The sequence below is a fragment of the Meiothermus taiwanensis WR-220 genome, assembly GCF_003568585.1.
Lineage (GTDB): Bacteria > Deinococcota > Deinococci > Deinococcales > Thermaceae > Meiothermus > Meiothermus taiwanensis.
The window spans coordinates 2,118,449-2,137,085 of sequence record NZ_CP021130.1 but is presented as its reverse complement, the minus strand read 5'-3'; the positions used below and the strand labels follow the sequence as shown (position 1 = coordinate 2,137,085).

General features: G+C 63.1%; 19 protein-coding genes. 9 read left to right on the top strand and 10 right to left on the bottom strand.

Going from position 1 to position 18,637, the window contains the following annotated elements:
- Positions 1-4: 4 nt before the first annotated feature.
- The gene (locus MTAI_RS10485; RefSeq protein ID WP_027887579.1) at positions 5-1,357 is read right to left on the bottom strand and encodes a hypothetical protein; all 1,353 of its coding nucleotides are present in this window, start codon (positions 1,355-1,357) and stop codon (positions 5-7) included.
- A 329-nt stretch (positions 1,358-1,686) separates the two neighbouring features.
- On the opposite strand from MTAI_RS10485, the gene MTAI_RS10480 reads away from it, so the two are divergent.
- Positions 1,687-2,319 carry a transposase gene (locus MTAI_RS10480; protein ID WP_036196943.1) on the top strand — a complete coding sequence of 211 codons (633 nt, stop codon included), beginning with the start codon at positions 1,687-1,689 and terminating at the stop codon, positions 2,317-2,319.
- A 182-nt stretch (positions 2,320-2,501) separates the two neighbouring features.
- Here MTAI_RS10480 and MTAI_RS10475 read toward each other — a convergent pair whose 3' ends face one another.
- The 3 genes from MTAI_RS10475 to MTAI_RS10465 all read right to left on the bottom strand — a co-directional run bounded on the left by MTAI_RS10475 (position 2,502) and on the right by MTAI_RS10465 (position 6,271).
- Positions 2,502-3,719 (bottom strand): Gfo/Idh/MocA family protein, encoded by a 1,218-nt coding sequence (locus MTAI_RS10475; RefSeq protein WP_027887578.1) that lies wholly within the window; start codon positions 3,717-3,719, stop codon positions 2,502-2,504.
- A 154-nt stretch (positions 3,720-3,873) separates the two neighbouring features.
- Positions 3,874-5,046, bottom strand: coding sequence for a DUF1501 domain-containing protein (locus MTAI_RS10470; RefSeq protein WP_027887577.1), 1,173 nt, complete (start codon positions 5,044-5,046; stop codon positions 3,874-3,876).
- Between the two features lie 25 nt (positions 5,047-5,071).
- Positions 5,072-6,271: a DUF1800 domain-containing protein gene (locus MTAI_RS10465; RefSeq protein ID WP_027887576.1), complete on the bottom strand. Its 1,200-nt coding sequence runs from the start codon at positions 6,269-6,271 to the stop codon at positions 5,072-5,074.
- 151 nt (positions 6,272-6,422) lie between these two features.
- On the opposite strand from MTAI_RS10465, the gene MTAI_RS10460 reads away from it, so the two are divergent.
- The 7 genes from MTAI_RS10460 (at position 6,423) to MTAI_RS10430 (ending at position 12,270) form a co-directional block, all read left to right on the top strand.
- On the top strand, positions 6,423-7,346 hold the full coding sequence (locus tag MTAI_RS10460; RefSeq protein ID WP_027887575.1) for a biotin--[acetyl-CoA-carboxylase] ligase: 924 nt from the start codon (positions 6,423-6,425) through the stop codon (positions 7,344-7,346).
- Positions 7,343-7,945 (top strand): biotin transporter BioY, encoded by a 603-nt coding sequence (locus tag MTAI_RS10455; protein ID WP_027887574.1) that lies wholly within the window; start codon positions 7,343-7,345, stop codon positions 7,943-7,945. Before MTAI_RS10460 ends, MTAI_RS10455 begins: the two co-directional genes overlap by 4 nt.
- 531 nt (positions 7,946-8,476) lie before the next feature.
- Complete coding sequence (locus MTAI_RS10450) at positions 8,477-8,806, top strand: antibiotic biosynthesis monooxygenase family protein (protein ID WP_027887573.1); 330 nt, start codon at positions 8,477-8,479, stop codon at positions 8,804-8,806.
- Between the two features lie 55 nt (positions 8,807-8,861).
- Entirely contained in the window at positions 8,862-9,776 is a 915-nt protein-coding gene (locus MTAI_RS10445; protein ID WP_036196945.1) for a heme/hemin ABC transporter substrate-binding protein, read from the top strand.
- Between the two features lie 9 nt (positions 9,777-9,785).
- Entirely contained in the window at positions 9,786-10,412 is a 627-nt protein-coding gene (locus MTAI_RS10440; RefSeq protein ID WP_036196944.1) for a DUF3386 family protein, read from the top strand.
- A gap of 4 nt (positions 10,413-10,416) precedes the next feature.
- On the top strand, positions 10,417-11,445 hold the full coding sequence (locus MTAI_RS10435; protein ID WP_027887570.1) for a FecCD family ABC transporter permease: 1,029 nt from the start codon (positions 10,417-10,419) through the stop codon (positions 11,443-11,445).
- Positions 11,446-11,469: 24 nt separating this feature from the next.
- The gene (locus tag MTAI_RS10430; protein WP_027887569.1) at positions 11,470-12,270 is read left to right on the top strand and encodes a heme ABC transporter ATP-binding protein; all 801 of its coding nucleotides are present in this window, start codon (positions 11,470-11,472) and stop codon (positions 12,268-12,270) included.
- A gap of 22 nt (positions 12,271-12,292) precedes the next feature.
- On the opposite strand, the gene MTAI_RS10425 is transcribed toward MTAI_RS10430, so the two are convergent.
- The gene (locus MTAI_RS10425; RefSeq protein ID WP_027887568.1) at positions 12,293-12,517 is read right to left on the bottom strand and encodes a hypothetical protein; all 225 of its coding nucleotides are present in this window, start codon (positions 12,515-12,517) and stop codon (positions 12,293-12,295) included.
- Positions 12,514-12,954 carry a type II 3-dehydroquinate dehydratase gene (gene aroQ / locus MTAI_RS10420; protein ID WP_027887567.1) on the bottom strand — a complete coding sequence of 147 codons (441 nt, stop codon included), beginning with the start codon at positions 12,952-12,954 and terminating at the stop codon, positions 12,514-12,516. The genes MTAI_RS10425 and aroQ overlap by 4 nt, the downstream gene beginning before the upstream one ends.
- 62 nt (positions 12,955-13,016) lie before the next feature.
- Here aroQ and MTAI_RS10415 point away from each other — a divergent pair, with 62 nt between their 5' ends.
- Positions 13,017-13,601: a LutC/YkgG family protein gene (locus MTAI_RS10415; protein ID WP_027887566.1), complete on the top strand. Its 585-nt coding sequence runs from the start codon at positions 13,017-13,019 to the stop codon at positions 13,599-13,601.
- Positions 13,602-13,642: 41 nt separating this feature from the next.
- On the opposite strand, the gene MTAI_RS10410 is transcribed toward MTAI_RS10415, so the two are convergent.
- The 4 genes from MTAI_RS10410 to MTAI_RS10395 form a co-directional block, all read right to left on the bottom strand.
- Positions 13,643-15,880, bottom strand: a complete 2,238-nt coding sequence (locus MTAI_RS10410) for an FTR1 family protein (RefSeq protein ID WP_036196942.1) — start codon at positions 15,878-15,880, stop codon at positions 13,643-13,645.
- Positions 15,880-16,908, bottom strand: coding sequence for an EfeM/EfeO family lipoprotein (locus MTAI_RS10405; protein WP_036196941.1), 1,029 nt, complete (start codon positions 16,906-16,908; stop codon positions 15,880-15,882). The genes MTAI_RS10410 and MTAI_RS10405 overlap by 1 nt, the downstream gene beginning before the upstream one ends.
- 152 nt (positions 16,909-17,060) lie before the next feature.
- A complete protein-coding gene (locus tag MTAI_RS10400; RefSeq protein WP_155915727.1) occupies positions 17,061-18,317 on the bottom strand; it encodes a hypothetical protein in 1,257 nt (418 codons plus the stop codon).
- Between the two features lie 74 nt (positions 18,318-18,391).
- Positions 18,392-18,637: a hypothetical protein gene (locus tag MTAI_RS10395; protein ID WP_027887563.1), complete on the bottom strand. Its 246-nt coding sequence runs from the start codon at positions 18,635-18,637 to the stop codon at positions 18,392-18,394.

The following is an 18,637-nucleotide window of genomic DNA, read 5'->3' as shown; positions in this document are numbered from 1 at the left end:
AAATCTATTCCCGTACCAGCCGGTAGTGGATGCCCCTTGCATCCACCTGGATCAGATGGAGCACCGGCCCAGCGCCGGTCATCTCGAAGTAGGCCTCGAACACCTCGGTTCGGTTGTTGTGGCGGTTGGTCAGGCTCATCTGCCAGTTGTTGAGGGTCATTCGGCCCTGGTATTTTTGGGAGTAAAACTGCTGTGACCCCACGAAGCCGCTGGCCCCGGCGTGGGTGGAGGTATAGGTTCCGTCGCGGTTGAAGGTGAAGCTATGGGCGCTGCTCACCGCGTTCATGCCGGCATAAGCGCCGGTGATGGAGTTGTAGTACTGGCCTGCAACGGAACTGCTCTCCTTCCACGTGCCGACCAGATCGGTGGCTTTGACCGCAAACTTGTTGTAGCCGTACATCCTGCCAACGGCCTCGATGTTGGGGAATTCCTTTTGGAAGGCGGCAAAGCTGGGGGCCACTACCTGGATGGCGTAGCCCAGGCCCTTGTCAAATCCAATGTAGAGGGCCACATGCTTGCGCGTACCCGTAGAAACCTCGGTAGCGCTGCCTTCGCCAAAGTAGAGGCAGTAATAGCAGACATCGTTTTTGAAGACCTTGAGTTCGTCCACCCGGTAGCGGGGAGCCACCAGGCGGTTCCAGTAGTAGCCCACCCGCTCTTGCTCGTTGCCCGTGACCCACATGTTTTCCGGCAGTGGCATGCCGTAGTGAAGCAGTACCACCACCTCGCCTTTGGCAACCCGCACGAAGCCGTTTTCGATGGTGGATACCCAGCCGTCGTTGAAACGGGTGGTGGGGGTGGCGATGGTGCGTTGGTTGGCTGTTGTATGGGTGGGGGGGCGGGCCACATTAACCGGAGGGGCCTGGGCCGCCTTGGGCTTGTTCAGCTTGAGGGAGCTGTTGAAGCGGTCGAACAGGTCGAAGTGCCGCTCGTCGGTGGTGATGTAGAGGATGCTGGCCACGCGCCCGTTGCCGGTAAAGGTGGAGAGCAGCACCACATAGTTCAGCCCGTCCTGCGAAGCTGCGATGCCTCCCGCTAAATTCTGGTAGTCGCCGTTGGGCGGCCCCATCTCGGTGGTGGGTTCGCCGGAGAGGCCCAGGCCCTCTACGACCAGGCGCTTCCACTCTCCCTGGAAGTTTTGCTGGGGATTGTTGCCGGCGGGCACGCTGGCATAGAGCACGATCGAACCAAACGACTCCTTGGTCTGTAGCGCCAGCATCACCCCGCCTTGCAGGTTGCTTTTCTTCCACCCCTGGGGTGGGGTGTACTCGAAAATGTCGAAGCTGTCGGCCAGGGCCACCCCCAAGCCGCACCCCAGCAGCCACGCCGCAGCCAAAAACCCAGCCAACCGTTTCATGCGCACACCTCCTATGGTTATTGGTCAGTGTACACAGCCCAGGATGACTGGCGCGTGACTGAAGGAATAGACCAGCGCTATTTCTGTGCAGATGACTTGGCGTATGGTTGTGGGTTTTCGTAGGATAAAGAGCAAACATGCTTGCAGGGCGCATAGCGGGCTTGGGCCGAGGGGCGCTCCGGAAGCACTGCAACAACCCTCAGAAGGTTGTGGTTAGTAGTTATGGAATCCTGCACCCTCACTGCCCTGCGCGACATGCTGATGCCCGGGCTCATCTCCGGCGAGATTTGGGTGAAGGATGCGCGCTGGCTCTTGAAGGAGCTCGAGTTGTGAAATACGACCCGCAAAAACATCACCGCCGATCCATCCGCCTGAAAGGTTACGATTACACCCAGGCGGGGGCATATTTCATCACTATTGTGACGCAAGACCGCGAATGTTTGTTGGGCGATGTGGTGGATGGAGTGATGCAATTAAGCGAGGCGGGCCACATGGTCGAACGGTGTTGGTACGACATTCCTACGTATTTCCCCAATGTCGAGTTGGATGCGTTTGTGACGATGCCGAATCATCTGCACGGAATTATCGTCATTGCCCATAACCACCCCGTAGGGGCAGGCCTTGTGCCTGCCCAACATGACCGCGCAACCACCGATGGGGCAACCACCGATGGGGCAACCGCCGATGGGGCAACCACAAGGGTTGCCCCTACGGTTGGGGATATTGTGGGGGCGTTCAAATCAAAGACGACGGTCGCGTATATACGCGGCGTGAAACAATCGGGATGGCCGCCATTTGGTGGTCGCCTTTGGCAACGCAATTACTACGAACACATCATCCGCAACGACGCATCTCTAAACCGCATTCGCCAATATATTGTGAATAACCCGACAAAATGGGGCCTGGATAGAGAAAATCCGATTTTAGAAGGCGGGGTTGCAACCTACCCCGCCAAGAGATGAATCATGGCGCAGATGACCGAATCTGTGGTTGAACAGGCAGCCCCGGCCTGGCTCGAGGACACCGGTTAACAGGTGACGCATGGCCTCAAGATTCCCTAGCTGCCAAGGTTAGAAGCACGCGCTGGCCTGCTACGATGCTCTCGAGACCAACGATAGCGTGGTCAGGGGCTGGGCGACGCAACCTACACCAACTGCCCCAAACCACTCCCCTCGAGCAGCTCCTTTACCCACACCTTCTCCCCCCGCTTCACCGACTCCTCGGCGGCCACCCCCACCACCACGCTCCAGAAGCCCTCTTCGGCGGTGGCGGCGGTATTGGGTTTTCCGTCCATGGCCTCAATCCAGCGCAGGTGCTCGAAGTAGGTGGCCCCGCTGTGGCCGCTCTCCTCGATCAGGGCGGGGTAGCTGGGGGTCATGGTGCGGGAGGTGCGGTCGGGGAGGCAGATGACCTCGAGGTAGTTCTCCCACTTGGAGTAGGCCTGCCCGTTCACGCCCTCGCTGGCTTTGAGCCGGCCTTCGTCGCCGCAGATGACGATTTCCTCGTAGACCATGGGGGCGAACATGCACAGGTTGAAGTTGGCCCGGATGCCATTGGCGTATTCGACAATTACAAAGGCGTTGTCCAGGATGTCCGATTTCTCCCCGCCGTACTCGAAGTCGCGGAAGTTCACCGCCTGGCTGCCCGAGGCGTACACGCTCACCGGGCGCGACCCAGCGAACAGATTGAACAGGTCGAAGTAGTGGCAGCACTTTTCCACCAGGGTGCCGCCCGAGTACTTGGAAAACTTGTTCCACTGCTTGACTTTGTCCAGGAAAGGCTCGCGGTGCTCGAGGATGGTGATGGTCTTGATCTCGCCCAGGCTTTTGCGTTCCTTGGCCTCGTGGATGGCCTCCACGTAGATGGGCTTGAAGCGGTACTGCAGGCCGATTTGCAGCACCTTGGGGTAATTCTGCGCAATCTGCCAGATCTCGTAGGCGTCCTTCAGGTTGGTGGCCATGGGCTTCTCCAGCAGGATGTGCTTGCCCGACTGGGCGGCCACCTTCAGCACCTCCAGGTGGGTGTGGTTGGGGGTGCAGATGATCAGCCCGTCCACCGCGGGGTCGTTGCAGGCGGCCTCGAGGCTGTCGTAGACCACCAGGGGTTCCTCGGTGAACTGGGCCTTGATGCGCCGGGCGGCCTCCACGCTACTGGGGTTGGGGTCGTAGACGCCGTGAACGGTGCAGCGGCCCTCGAGCAGCGTCACCCGGATGTGCTCCTGCCCGTTCACCCCCACCCCAATCACGTTGAAGCGATACTTGAGGGGGCCGGGGTTCATCAGGAAGCGGTCTTCCTGCGGTATGTAGGCAAACTTGGGGGTGAGCGCGTGGAGGCGGTTGGCAAACTCCTTGTTGCGTTTCATGCTTTTTAGATTATAAATCTAAAATCTGACCAATGATAGCAACCAGCTCCTCCAGCCGAACAGGGCGGTCCTTTTTGCTGCCCCCGCCGTTGTAGGAAAGGGTGGGCTGAGCCCAACCCCATACTGGATAAAACCGAGCAGTGCTGGTATTACGCTAAATCAGACGCAAGGGCTGGAAATCGCCCCCCAACACCTGCTGGGGGTTGGCGGCGATCCACTGCAAGGCGGCGGCGTAGACATTGCGGAAGTCGGTCTGGTACTTGAGCGCGTTGAGCTCGAGGTCTTCTAGGTCGGGTTCGCCGCCGTACAGCCCACCCCGTATACCGCCGCCCAGCACCAGCATCAGGCCGCCCTCCCCGTGGTCGGTGCCAAACGAGGCGTTTTCCGCCACCTGGCGCCCGAACTCGCTAAAGACCATAATCATAACGTCTTTGTCCCGGCCAATGGCCTTCAGGTCGGCCCGTAAAGCGGCCAGGGCCTGGGCCAGATACCCCAGCAGCTCGGCCTGGCGCGGGGGCTGCCCGGCGTGGGTGTCCCAACCCCCCAGGGTGGTGTAGTAGACGCTGCTGCCCAGCCCACCGGCGATCATGCGGGCGATGTCGGCCATGCTGCGGCCAAAGGCGTTGTCGGGGTACTGGGCCTGGTTCCGAACCTGGCGTAGCTGGCCCACCTTGTCCAGGGCGCCGCGCAATGAGAGCATGGCCCGGCGCACCTCTTCGGCGGTGCCGCTGCGCACCCGCTGGGCCTCCCGGTCGAAGGCCTCCTCGAAGGGCCGGGGCAGACGGATGCTGAAGGTATCGATGCTGCTGATGGCCGGGGCGCTGCGGCGTTCGCCCATCTGGGCCTGGGGGGTGGCCCCGCCCAGGAAGGTATCGCAGAAGGGGTCGTCCTGCAGGTCGCCCCAGCGGCCCAGCCAGCCGGTCTCCAGCCGGCGGCTGGGGTCGGCGGTGTGCCAGATGGAGGTGGAGATGAAGTGGCTGCGGTTGGGGTTGGGATAACCCACCTGGGGAATGACCGCCAGTTCACCGTTGTTCCACATCGGCATCAGGGGCCTGAGGGCGGGGTGCAGGCCCAGGCGTTCGCCGTTGGCGCCCAGGTCGAGCACCTCTGGGCGCTGGATGGCGATGTTGGGGCGCAGGCGGTAGTAGAGCTCGTTGCGGTAGGGCACCAGGGTGTTGAGCTGGTCGTTGCCGCCAAACAGGTTGACCACCACCAGGATTTTGTCTTTGGACTGTGCGGCCAGCGCTGTCTTCGAGAGCAGCGAAGGGGCCCCCTGGCCCAGGGCCAGGGTGAGCAGGGATTTCTGGATAAACTCGCGTCGGTTCATACGATCCTCGTTCGGGTGGCTGGGTTTACAGCAGTTGGGCCTCCGGCTTGACCAGTGACAGGGCCCCATCGGCGTTGTCCATGAAGACCGAGAGGTCGAGGCGCTGTTCGCGGCCGGCAAAGCCGGCCAGCAGGTTGATGCGGGTCAGGAAGGGCGACTCGGCCAGCCAGGCCAGGCCCCCGTCCCAGCCAGCCACGTTGGGCGGGTCGAAGGGAATCTGGCCCATGGCCGCCAGGGACTGGTAGAGGGCCCGTCCGGGGCGTTCCTCGAAGTTGACCTGGCGCACCCCGGCGGCGTACCACAGCCCCACCAGGTACTCCAGGGGGCTTTTGATGAGCGCGTTGCGGTACGCCGGGCTGTAAAACGCCTCGTGGGTGAAAAGCCAGCGCAAAAACCCCCGGGTGCCCTCGGCGCGGAAGACCCGGGCCCCCTCCTGCACCAGGGCCTCGGGCGGATCGGGGCACAGGTAAAAGCGCAGCAGCTTGCGGGCCACAAAAAGATAGGTCTGGGGGTGCTCGATCAGAACTTCCAGTACCTCGTCGCCGGTGCGGACGCGCCGGCCCAGGAAGGTTTTTTCCCCGGGGTCGTGCCAGCGGGGGTTGAAGACGAACTCGAAGGCCAGGTTGGCGCTGGCCTCGCGGGGCCGCTGGTTGCCGGGCAGGCGCACCGTCCAGCCGGTGAAGGCGCGGGCGGCCTCGAGGATGTCCTGCTCGGTGTAGTGGCCGGGCCCCAGGGTGTAAAGCTCCAGCAGCTCTCGAGCCCAGTTCTGGTTGGGGTGCTCCTTGCGGCTCTGGGCGTTGTTGAGGTAGAGCAGCATTACGGGGTTGCGGGCGATGGCCTTCAGGAGGTCGCCGTAGGGGCCATACCCCAGCTGCCGGAAGGTGGCAAACTGCTGCCAGAAGTCGATGCCCTGGGCCCCCATGGTCTCGCGGAACTCCGAGGTCAGGTGGCCGTGCCAGAACAGCACCAGGCGCTCGGCGGCGGGGGTGGGGGTGGTGAGCCAGTGGTTGAGCCAGAGCTGGCTGATCTCACGGTGTTGCTGGCCGCGCTCGGTGCGGGTGGCCGCTGTGCGGTAGCTGGGGGCCGGGGCCGGGTCGCGCAGCAGGAAGTCTACGGCGGCCTCGAGGCCCATCTCGGCCAGCTGCTGGGCTTCTTCCCTGCGCCCCCGTGCAGCGGCGCGGCGTAGCAGGTGGGCAGCGTTGGAAAAACTGAGGGGACGGGCCATAGCGGAACTCCTGATGCACCCACCATAGCCACCCAAGCTGAAGCCAGCCTTAAGCCACACAAACCCACCCCACCCACGCTGCTCGAGGCCACCTGGCACTGCGTTCGACTGGGCTTGTCTTTGTCAACCAAAGCAGGGTATTTTGGTTGACGTGTCTGCGCTGCTCAACCACCTGCACGAGCACTTCCAGAGCGGTGAGGCGCTGGCCTCGGCCCTGGGCGTAAGCCGCACGGCGGTCTGGAAGCAGGTAGCCGAACTCCGTAAGGCCGGTTATCCGGTGGAGACCCAGAAGGGCCGGGGCTACCGCCTGGCCCCTGGAAGCCCCACGCCGGCGGCCCTCGAGGCCCTGCGAAAGGGGAGCTTCGGGGCCTTTTATGCCTACCTGGGCACGGTGGACAGCACCCAGGAGGTGCTCAAAAACTGGGCCCTGGACGGGGCCGAAGAAGGATCGGTGGTGCTGGCGGAGCGGCAGCTCAAAGGCCGGGGCCGCCGTGGGCGGGCCTGGGCCAGCGAGCCGGGCCGGAGCCTGACCTTTTCGGTTTTGTTGCGCCCTGCGCTGCCATTATCTGCCCTGCCCTTGCTGCCCCTGGCGGCGGGGCTGGCCCTGCGCGATGCTAGTGGCGTGGGGGGGCTCAAGTGGCCCAACGACCTGCTGAGCCCCGACGGGCGCAAGCTGGCGGGGGTGCTCCTGGAGGCCCAGGTGAGTGGGGAGGAGGTGGCCTGGGTGCTGTTGGGCATCGGCCTCAATGTGCACAAGGGGGCGCTTCCGGAGGGCGCTGCGGCCCTGGAGGAGTTCCTCGAGGTGAGCCGGGTTCGGGTTTTGGCCCGGCTGCTGGAGTGCCTCGAGGCCCGCTATGCCCAGCTTGCCGACCCCGAGGCGCTGCTGCGGGACTACCGCACCTACAGCTACACCCTGGGCCGGCGGGTGCGGGTGACCACGACGCGGGGTGTGCTCGAGGGCCAGGCCACCGAGATTGCCCCGGATGGGGCCCTGGTGGTGCAAAGCGCGGACACAACCCACCACATCGGGGCGGGTGATGTGGAACTGATCGGTTTTTTAGGAGGAAGCCAATGAACCCAACGCAAAGCCTACCCTACCTACCCCTCTCCAAGTCCCTTTTTCCGGCCCGCAGCTGGCAGCGCGATCTGCTGCTGGTGCTTTTGGGCAGTTTTCTGGTGGCGCTACTGGCCCAGGTGAGCCTCCCCTTACCCTTTACCCCGGTGCCCATCACCGGCCAGACCCTGGGGGTGCTGCTGGTGGGGGCCCTGCTGGGCAGCCGGCTGGCCTTTTGGGCGATGGGAGCGTATTTGCTCGAGGGCCTGGTGCTGCCGGTGTTTGCTGGAGGGGCCACCTGGTTCCACCCGCGCATCGCCTTTACCGCGGGTTATCTCTTGTCCTACCCCCTGGCCGCCTACCTGGTGGGCTACCTGGTGGAGCGCTACGGCACCGACCGCAGCGTGCTCAAGACCTTTGGGGCCATGCTGCTGGCCAGCCTGCTGATCTACGCCATCGGTGTGACCTGGCTGGGCTTTGCGCTGGCAGGGGCGGGGAAGTACGCCGGTGTGTGGGGGGTCTTGCAGGCCGGAATGATTCCCTTCATACCTGGGGATCTGATCAAGGCCGGCATCGCCGCTGCCCTGCTCCCTACCGCCTGGCGTCTGGTTCGTCGGTAGCCTCGAGGTTGTGCGCCTCCCCCGTCCAATGGGGGAGGTTTCTCTTTGAAGCAGCCAGCCAATACCGGATTCAAAAAGACAATCTTCCAAAACAAAGACCTCTAGAGGCTATCTTTTTGAATCCTAGAGCACACCCCTCGCTACGCTCGGCGAAGAAAGCGTATCCCTTCCAAGGGGCGGTATCACCCTCCGCTACGCGGATAACTTCGGTCGGGCTAGTTCAGCGCCTTCCGGCGGCGAACTAAACGAATCTGGTATAAGGCGGGCTGGACTGTTGCGAATAGTTCTTTTTACTAAATAAATATATTCCGACCGGATTACTTGACTTTGGGCTGTGGCCTATATAAACTGACGGCCAGAATGTGGGAAGAGAGCTGTACGGAAAGCGTGTTGTTCGGTTCCTCCCGGCTTTTTGGTGCCCGAGTTTGCACAGCGATGCCGGAATGGGGATCCGATGGGGCTGCTCCTCAAGCCATCTACCCTGGAAGCGAGGCCTGGGGAGCGACCAGACGAAGCTAAGGAGGGAAGGAAATGTTCGTTACCATGAACCGCATACCGGTCAACCCCGAGTATGCCGCGCTGTTTGAGCAAAATTTCCGTGAGCGGGCCCGTTTGGTTGATCGCATGCCGGGCTTCATCCGCAACCTGGTGCTGCGTCCGCAGAAGCCCGACCAACCCTATGTGGTCATGACCTTCTGGGAAAGCGAGCAGCACTTTAAAAACTGGGTGGAAAGCCCCGAGTTCAAGCAAGGTCATGCCAGAAGTGGAACCCTGCCCCGCGAAGTGTTTACGGGGCATAGCTCGCTGGAAACCTTTGAAGTGTTCACCGATTCGGCCGCGCTCGAGGCCACAACTTCTTAGCTAGGGAGCAGTGCGGGGACTGAAACCCGACGTCCAAAGAAATGAGGTGGGTTTTGTGAAACAGATCGTTATCGGACTGGGGCTCTGCTTGTTGGGCTTTGGGCTGGCCCAGCCCTTTACCGTAAAGGATTCAAGGGGTCAAACCGTCACAGTGCGTTCCATCGAGCGAATCGTCTCGCTCAACGGCGTTACCACCGAGATTCTCTTTGCCCTGGGGGTGGGGGATCGGGTGGTGGGCCGTGATACCAGCAGCTACTACCCGGCCAGCGTCAACAAGCTGCCCACGGTGGGCTACCAGTTCCAGCTCAACGTGGAGGGCATCCTTTCCCTGCGCCCCACCCTGGTGCTGGGCCGGGAGGATGTGCGTCCCCCCACCGTTTTTGATCAGCTAACGGCTGCTGGGGTCACGGTGGTGCGGGTACCGGACAAGCCCAGCCTCGAGGGGGCCAAGGAAAAAATCCGCACGATTGCAGCGGCGGTGGGTCGGGTTGAACGCGGCGAGGAGCTGGTGCGCCGCCTCGAGCGCGACCTGCTGGTGTTGCGTTCCAAGCAGCGCCAGGCCACCACACGCAAACAGCTCAAGGGCATCTTTCTGTACCTGCGCGGCACCAACGTCACCTATGTTTGCGGTCAGGGTTCCAACCCGGTGGGAATGATGGAGCTGGCCGGCATTGCCAATGCGGCCAAAGGCATCCAGAACTGCCAGCAGATGACCGCTGAGGCGGTGATTGCTGCCCAGCCCGATGTTATTGTGGTATTCACTGCTGGCCTGGAGAGCATTGGTGGGTTGGAAGGCTTGCGTAAGCTGCCGGGGGTGATGCAGACCCCTGCCGGTCAGAACGGCCGGGTGGTGGCCATCGACGACCTGTACCTGGGCGGTTTTGGGCCTAGGGCGGGGCGGGCTGCGCTGGATTTGTTTGTGGGAGCTTATGAACGCAGCGGGCTTTATATCGCTGGAGCCCAGGAGTAGGTGAGCTATATGCCATCGGTTCAGGAGAAAGCCTACGCCCTGCTGGAAGCAGCCCGCAGCCGGGCCTACACCCTACCAGAGGGGTTCACCGGGTTCAGGGCCAGCCTCAAGGTGTACCTGGCCGGTAGCTGGCACCAGGGTGGCCTGGTGGCCCGCTCGCCCAAGGAAATTGAGCTGCACCTGCTCGAAGACCTCCAGGCCTGGCCGCGTCGGGAACTGGCCTCGATGCTGGCCCACCGCAGCCCCCGGCCTTTTGCCCAGAGCGAGGGCCAGTACCCCATGCACCTCGAGGGGGAAACCCCGCTGGGGGTGGGTGTGCGCCTCGAGGACGCTATGCGCTCTGTTTTGTGGGTGCAGGATAACCACGTGCGGATGGTCGAGCGCAACCTGCCCGATAGCTCCTTTCGCATCCACATCCACAACCACGTACCGGCTGGAGCGCACCACCTACCGCAGCACTTTACCGTCGTTTATCGCAATGCCCAGGGTGGCATTGAAGCGGTGGAATCGTTCGACGATCGCTATGTTCAGGTTGAGGGGGTTTGGTTGCCCAGCCGGCGCCAGGTGGTGCGCCACGATAAGGACGGCGTGACTGTGCGTGAGTTGCGGCTTGACCAGCACGCCCTGCTGACCTAAGGCCATGCAACCCTCTTCTTTCTATAAAGCCTCCAGCCGCTACCGCTCGACCCTGCTGGCGTTGGGGTTATTGCTGCCGCTGGTGGTGCTCATCTCGGCAGGCATCGGGGCCTACTACATCCCACCCCAGGAGATTCCCCGCATCCTATGGGAGCGCTCGGAGCAGGCCTACGCGGTGCTGGTATCGGTTCGCTTCCCCCGGGTTTTGCTGGCTTTGCTGGTGGGGGCGTTGCTAGCCCTTTCGGGCGCGGTCATGCAAGGGCTGTTTCGCAACCCCCTGGCCGACCCGGGCCTGATCGGGGTGAGCGCCGGGGCCGCCTTGGGGGCCGCTGTCTTTATCATCCTGATTCCGGGCGCGGGCATCCTGGAGGTGTATGCCCTGCCGCTCGCGGCTTTTGTGGGCGGGCTGTTGGCGACCCTGGCGGTCTGGTTCATGGCCAGCAGCGATGGACGGGTGCAGACCCTGACCCTGCTGCTGGCGGGGATTGCCATCAACGCCCTGGCAGGGGCCCTCATTGGCCTTTTGATCACCCGCGCCACCGATGAGCAGCTGCGCAGTCTCACCTTTTGGACGCTGGGTGGCTACAGCGGGGCCACCTGGGGCGGGCTGGCCGCCATGGCCCCTACCGCACTGCTGGCCTTCTGGGGGCTGATGCGCCTGGCCCGCCCGCTGAACGCGCTGGTTCTTGGCGAGAGCGAGGCCTTTCATCTGGGGGTGCACCTCGAGCGTTTCAAGCGCCAGGCCGTGGCCCTGGCCGCGCTGGCGGTGGGCACTGCGGTGGCGGCGGCGGGTGGGGTGGGTTTCATCGGGCTGGTGGCCCCCCATCTTTTCCGTCTGATGGCGGGGCCGGATCACCGCTACCTCTTGGCCGGCTCGGTGCTGCTGGGAGCTGGCCTGAGCGTGCTGGCCGATCTTATTGCCCGCACCGTGGCCTCGCCCGCCGAGCTGCCGGTGGGTGTGGTGACCAGTCTGCTGGGGGCTCCTTTCTTCATCTGGCTGCTGCTGCGCTTTAAGCAGGGGGCCGCCCGCTAGGTCTTGTGTGGAGGGTGTGAGGTAATGTTGGAGGCTCGCTCGCTCAAATATGCTGTAGGCGGAAAAACCCTTCTCGAGAACATCTCCTTCCGGCTCGAGGCCGGCCAGATGCTGAGCATTATCGGGCCCAACGGCGCTGGCAAATCCACCTTGTTGCGGCTTCTATCGGGCGAGATGAAGCCCGACTCGGGGCAGATTGAACTATTGGGCCGGCCCTTGAGCAGCTACCGGCCGCTCGAGCTGGCCCTTGAACGTGCAGTGCTAACCCAGCGCCGCGAGATCAATTTCCCCTTTGACGCTTATGAGGTGGCCTTTTTAGGCCGCCTGCCCCACCTCGAGCGCCGGGCCGAAAACCTTCAGGATCACCAGGTTACCGAGCGGGCATTGAGCCAGACCGGTGCGCTGCAGTTTGCTACCCGCCGGTACCAGACCCTCTCGGGCGGGGAGCAGAGCCGGGTGGATCTGGCCCGCGTGCTGGCCCAGGAACCGCGGCTGCTGCTGCTGGACGAACCCACCAACCACCTCGATCCCAAACACCAGGTGGAGATTCTGGCCCTGTGCCGACGTCTGGCCCAGGCGGGCTGGGGGGTGCTGACGGTGCTGCACGATCTTAACCTGGCCGGGCTGTTCTCTGACCACATTTTGCTGCTACACCAGGGCCGTATGGAGGCGCTGGGTCAGCCGGCCGAAGTTTTACAGCCCGCGCGCCTTCAGGCTGTTTACGGTTTGCCATTTATCCAGACCCAGCACCCCAGCGGTAGACCCTGGGTGATGCCCCTGGCCGAGGCGGCGCTTTCCCACAGCAAGGAGCCGCTTGCTTGTTGAAAGCTTGCAGGGCGGGGTGTCTTTATAACTTTTCCTCATCAGGGGGTGTCTTTGGGGGCTGGGCCCCTTTGGCAGCCCAGCCGATGATCCAGGGCATCAGCAGCCTATAGGCCCCCGCGGCCAGCAGGGCCATTGCAAGGCTTGGCAGTAGAGCCGTCCAGAAGCCCACCTGTGGAATCTGGGCCACCAGGGTGAAAATGCCGGCGATGGCCGCGACTATGGCCACTTCCTGCCACTCCACCCTCATGGCTGGGCCTCCAGCAGGTCGGCCAGGTAGACCAGCGCCATCTTGTAGGACATGGGGCCAAAGCCCGAGACGATGCCCCTGGCACCCATGGCTGTGACCGAGTGGCGGCGGTACTCCTCACGGGCATGGATGTTGGAAAGGTGCACCTCCACCACTGGCAAGGTCTGTGCCCGTAGCGCATCCAGCAGTGCAACCGAGTAATGGGTGAGGGCCCCAGGGTTCAGCACGATGGCCCGGAAGCCCTCATCGGCGGCCTGCTGAATCCACTCCACCAGCTGCCCTTCAAAGTTGGACTGGCGGCAGGCCACCCCCAGGCCCAGCTCGGCCCCCCAGGCCTCGCACAGCTCCTCGAGCTCCTCGAGGGTGGTATGGCCGTAAATTCCGGGTTCGCGCCTACCCAGCAGGTTCAGGTTGGGGCCGTTGAGAATCAGGATCATTTGACCTCTATGGTAAAGGCCCCATGGGCCATCGGGCAACGAGGGCCTGGTATACTCCAGCCATGCGCGAACGCATCCTGGCCCGCATCCGCAGGGGCCTCGAGCACCGTCCTAAGGCTGCCCTGCCGGAGCCGTTGGTCTCGCCGGTGCCTTCGCCCGATGAAGCCCTGGCCCTCTTTAGCGAGCGCTTGACGGGAAACGGGGGTGAGATGGTGCGGCTGGAGAGCCTGCAGGCCGCTGAGGAATGGCTGGGCCGCTTTGCCCAGACTTTTGCTGGGGCAAGCCTGGGTCAGACGCTTCCAGAGGTGTTGCACCCCCAGGTGCCCCTCCTACCCCCCGAAGAAGCCCCCCTGGGCATCTCCTGGGCTTGGGGCGCGGTGGCCGAGACCGGTACGGTTATCCTCTCCAGCCAGGAAGGCCGCCGCACCCAGCTTTTACCGCCCACGCACCTGGTGTTTGTACCGCAAGGGAAAATTTACCTAACCCTTTTGCAGGCCCTCCAGGCCCTGCAAACCGGGCTGCCCTCGGCCATCGGGCTGCACTCCGGCCCCAGCAAATCCGCCGACATTGGCCAGATTATGGTCAAGGGGGTGCATGGGCCAGGGCGGCTGGTGGTGGCGGTGTTGCAGGATGCCGGTCTGTTTTAGCACAGGGCCAGGCCACCCCTTTGCTTCCACATTGGGGGGCTTCAGGCGGTTTTCGTTTTCAGACGCCCCAGGTGACTGTGCTTGATTCGCTCTGCCCAGAAATAGCTTCCAAGCACCACACCTGCTGATAGCGCCTGTAAGACGATTCCTTCCCAGGTCGCGTACAGGCCGAACCAGCTGCTCAGCCAGAAGGGTATCTCGAGGGGAAAAGCGTGTATGGGTAGCCAGCCCACCACCTGCATGACGTGCGCAGTCTGGCCCACCATTACCACCAGCACCAGCAGGATCAGCACCCCGGTGAAGAACAGCATCTTTTTTTGGGGTAGCTTAATTTGGAAGCGGAAGATGGCGATTCCCAGGAGAATCACGGTGCTTAGGCCCGCCAGGATGCCCCAAAGCACATCGCGGAAGCCCCCTTGCAGCACCAGCGACTGCAAAAACAGAACCGTTTCAAAGCCCTCACGGTAGATGCTTTCAAAACCCACCGCAACCAGCCCGAGTATGGCAGCCCAGCCGGTTTTTTGCACTGCCTGCTGCTTATGCTGGTGAAAGTCGGCCAGGCGGTCAGTCCAGTAGATCTTATGGTAAAACCAGTTCAGGATTAGCAACAGCACGCCGATGGCCAGCAAGGATACCACGGCCTCTACCCGCTCGCCGAACCGTGCAAACTGCTGGATGGTTCCCCACATGGCGGCCCAGGTAAGCAGGCTGGCTATCAGGGCCAGGCCGACCCCCCACCAGACCGGTCGGCGCAGATGCAGGTTTTCCGGGCGACGAAAAGAGGCCAGCAGCGCTGCAATGATCAACACCGCTTCCAGGCCCTCTCGGAATACGATAATGGCTGCATTGATGCCGATGGTGGTCGGAGAGGTTTCGCGGCCCAGTATGCGGGCGGCTTCATTGAGCTTGCCCTCCAGCGCACGACGGGTGTTGCGTACCTCGAGGGGGCTGGCTTTATCCCGGATCAGGCGGGCCAGGCCTGGGGGGTTCACCCCATTCCAAAACAGCGATTCCAGGTCGAGCGCAAGCTGAGGGTTGAAGGCACGCAGACGGGCCTCGGCCCCCGATTCCAGCATGGCGTAGGCATCCAGGCGGGCCGTTTCGGCCAGGTCGTAGCGGCCGGCTGCAACAGCGTTTTCCAGCGACCGCAACTGCTGACGTATGACCTCGAGGTCACCAGATGGATCGGCCCGCCGCCAGGACTCGGGCAGTATATCCGATAACAGGCGCACGGTCGCTTCTATCTCGTCCGAGAGCCTATCGGCTGAAGGGGGGGTATTGGCGTACAGGGCCTGCTCGAGCCAGGCGAAGCGCTGGTTGACCAAGCCCACCTGGGCCTGCTGCTCTTTGATGAGCAGCGGCTCGAGCACCTTCCAGGCGCTCTGGGCGCTGCGTAAAAAGGTGCGCGCTTCGATGATCTCGAGCTCATTGGTAACGCGCACCTCCCCCTCGGCACCCCGCACCCCCCGGCGGTACTCCACGGCCACGAGTTGTAAAAAACGCAGGGTTTGGTTGGCCCGCTTGGCCCGCTCGCGCGGCGACAGGGGGGCTGCTTGAAAACCCTCGAGCGCCTTTAGCATGGCGGCGGGTTGCCCAGAGGCGAAGGCCCGCTGGGCCTGGGCGAGGGCAGCTTCTCCGCGCTGTTGGCGGTATGCATCGGCCAGAATTGCAAAATAACCCTGGGCCAGGGCGACCTGCTCGGCCAGGCGCACATGGTGGCCCTGCTGCTGGGCCTGCTGCGCGGCCTCGAGGGCCTGCGCCAGGCGTGCCTGGTATGCGCCGAGCAGATCCGATTGCACAGCGGTCAGGGCTTCCTGCACAGTCAGTTTGTTTTGTGCCAGCTCTTCCAGTGCCAGGGTGGCGTCATAGGCAGGGGGGGCGTAGGGGGTGGCTGGGCGGTACTCCCGCAGGCTGGCCCAATTCCTGGCTTCCTCGAGGTTCCCCGTGCGCAGGGCCCCCTCGAGATGCCGGTAGCTCTGGGCTAGTAGATCCGTCCAGAGCCGGGCCTGCAACTGAGCAAAACCGGCTGGGTTTTTCTGGGTAATCTGCTCTTCGAGCCGGGCAAAAGCGCCCTGCTCAAAGCCAAGGCCCAGCTTTTCTAGCTGTAGCGCAGCCTGCTTCGCTTCCTGCAGAAGATTCCTGGCCGCACCGGGGTCGAAGTTGAGCTCGAGGGCAGCCTGACTTAAGGCAGCTCGCAGTTGCTCGGCGGCCTCTGCAGGGCTTTGCTGGGCCAGCGCCCAGCACCCAAGCACCACCAGTATTGTTGTTATCCAGCGCATTACTCCACCTTGATGCCCAGCAAGGCAGCAGCCTGAACGATTTTTCCGGTCACAGCTGTGGCGCGGTTATCACCCTCTTTGAGGATCATCTCGGCTTGCTCGGGTGTGAAGCGACGGGTTTTCTCCTGTGCAGCAAGGCGCTGCACCCAGGTTTTGAGGCTGGCCAGTCCATCGCGAATCTGCCGGTCGAGGGAGGGGTTCTTGGCTTGCACGAGCTGTGCCACCCCTCCGTAAAGCTTCTGCCAGGAGGTGATGTTGTTGATCAGGTCGTCCAGCGAGGAGATCACGTTGAAGTCGCGGCGGGTGGCCTTGTTGCCCAGCACAAACCGACTGGTTTTCCAGCGCTCGATAAACACCGGCGCCACCGTGGGTACGTTGGCAGCTAAAGCCCTGAACACATCCTGTGCGGTGGGCTTCCATGTGCGGGCGGTGGCTAGCAGCTCCCCGGTCATGGCATCCAGCTTTTCCGCAGCAGCCCGCAGTATGAGCGCATCCGGTAGATGATCGCCAAACCCTATACGGCCATCACCATCCACATCAAAAGCCACCCCGGAGGAGAAAGCGCGTTCGCTGCCCCACAGACTGCCTTCTAAAACACCAAAAAGGTTGCCGGGGCGGGGGAGAACCTTGCCATTGGCAAGCTTAAGGTCGAAGGTGACCACGGCATCACCCCCCTCGGCCCCCGAAGCACCGGCATCCAGATTGAGGTCGAAATCGCTCAGCAGCTCGACTCCGGCCACAATACCCTCCACGCTCTCGTAAATTGGGCTGGCTTTAATCCAGGCCATCCGCGCGTCCCGCAAAGCGTTGCGGATGGCCGGGCCATGCTGTTGGGCCAGGCTGGCGTACTGGAACCCGGCGTTGCGAACGATGGCCTCGTAGCGCCCAGCGGCTTCGGCCAGTTGAGCCGTGGCGGCTTTTTGTTGCGTCACACGCTCAATCAGATAACTTTTTACACTTTCAACCTGGGCCTGGGCTGAGGGGAACCATAACGATAGCGATAACAGCGCGAGGGTGGGCCATTTCATGGCGTTCCTTCCTTTTTCAAGGCCCAGTCTAGGAAGGCGCTGTTATAAAGTCAAGTAATCCGGTTGGAATATATGGCATTTGAAATTGATAACTAATAGCATTAGCCACAATCGCTGTGGGGCATAGCGAGCTGCCTATGCGGCCCAATCCCCTAGGGGGGTAGTTCAAAGTAGCGACGGACAAGGTTGCGCACCTCTGGAGGCAGGGGCTCAGACTCGAGGTACTTCTCGGCCTGACGCTGCACGTTCTGCGGGGGCTGGCCCGAGGCCCAGGGGCTGGGCAGGGGTGCTGGTCTACCCTGTCGGTTTTCCCCCCGGCCGAGCGGCGCTTCGCCTGCCGGCCCTTCGGTACGCAAGGGCAGATTCTGGGGTGGGCGGGTCTGCGGGGTCTGTCCTTGGGGGCTGCCGCCTTCGTCGCCGCGAGCCTGACCCTGGCCCGGATTATCTCTCGAAGGCTGGCCCTGCCCTGGCTGCGCTGCTTCAGGTTGGGGTGGCTGCGCTTGTCCAGGTTGGGGTGGCTGCGCTGGTTCAGGTTGGTTCTGGGGCGGTTGCCCCGGCGGGCTGGGCTGGGCTGGCTCCGATTGTGGACGGCCTGCTTGCGAGGGTTGTGGCTCTCCAGGCTGTGTTGGCTGCGCTTGTCCGGGTTGAGGTGGCTGTGCTTGACCCGGCTGGTTGGTCGGCGGCTGCCCTGTTGGATTGGGCGAATTCTGCCCGGGCTGGGCGGGATCCTGCCCATTTGGACTGGATGAAGGCTGTTCGCGGCCTTGCGGGTTTTCACCCGTTTGACCGGGGCGTGTTGCGTCCTGGCTAGCTACTTCCTGTGGCTGGTTCTGGCCTTGTGCATCCCTTTCCTGCGCTTCCTGTACAGCTTCGTCTGGCTGCGTCTTTTCTGTGGGGGTGGGGGCTGCCCCCGGCTCCGAACCGGGCGGCTGGCTTTCGGATGGGTTCCCCTGCGGGGGCTGGGCTGGATCGGTTGTAGGGTTGGTTTGTGATGCGGGAGGGGAAGGGGGGCTCGAGCCTGGGGTGGAGGCCACCGCAGGCGAGGAGGGGGGTGGGGGCATGAGCCAAGCCAGCCCCACCAGCGCCAGATAGAGGGCCACAAAAACCCAGGGCAAAGCGGGCAGCCGGGCTCCGCGCAGGCTGGCCTCTGACTCGAGCTGCAACTGATTGCGCCAGGGGTGGTTGGGAGGGGCCTCCAGCGCGCTGCGGTAGGCCAGGCCGTACTGCCGATCCAGGTCGGCCAGGGCGCGCCGCTCCTCCCAGCGGGAGGGGTACAGCAAACCCAGCAACGACCCCAGTACCCAGGCCGGATGCACCAGCCAGGCCAGCGGAAAAAGCAGCAAGGCCAGCCCTATAGCCAGCCAGAGCCGCACCCGCCAAGCCCGTCTTGCAGCCCATACCCGGTGCATGGGTACAGGGTACTGGGGGAGGGTCAGGTTCGGATAGGATGCAGTACACGATGGCCCGCCGGTATGCGCGCGCCCTAAAGATGCTCCAGAACCTCCTCGGTTTGCTGGAAGTAGCCGTCCTTGGGAATCAACACATAGCCCTGCGGGCCTTGCGCGGGGTAGTAGGGCACCTCGAGGCTCAACTCCCACCGCACCCCTTCGTAGCGGCGGATCTGCGCAGGGTTGAGGGCCGGCCGGGGCCGAAACTGCACAGCCTGGGAGAGGCGCTCGATGAGGAGGGCCAGGTAGGCGGCAATTCCCCAGGCGCGGGCCGTCTTCAT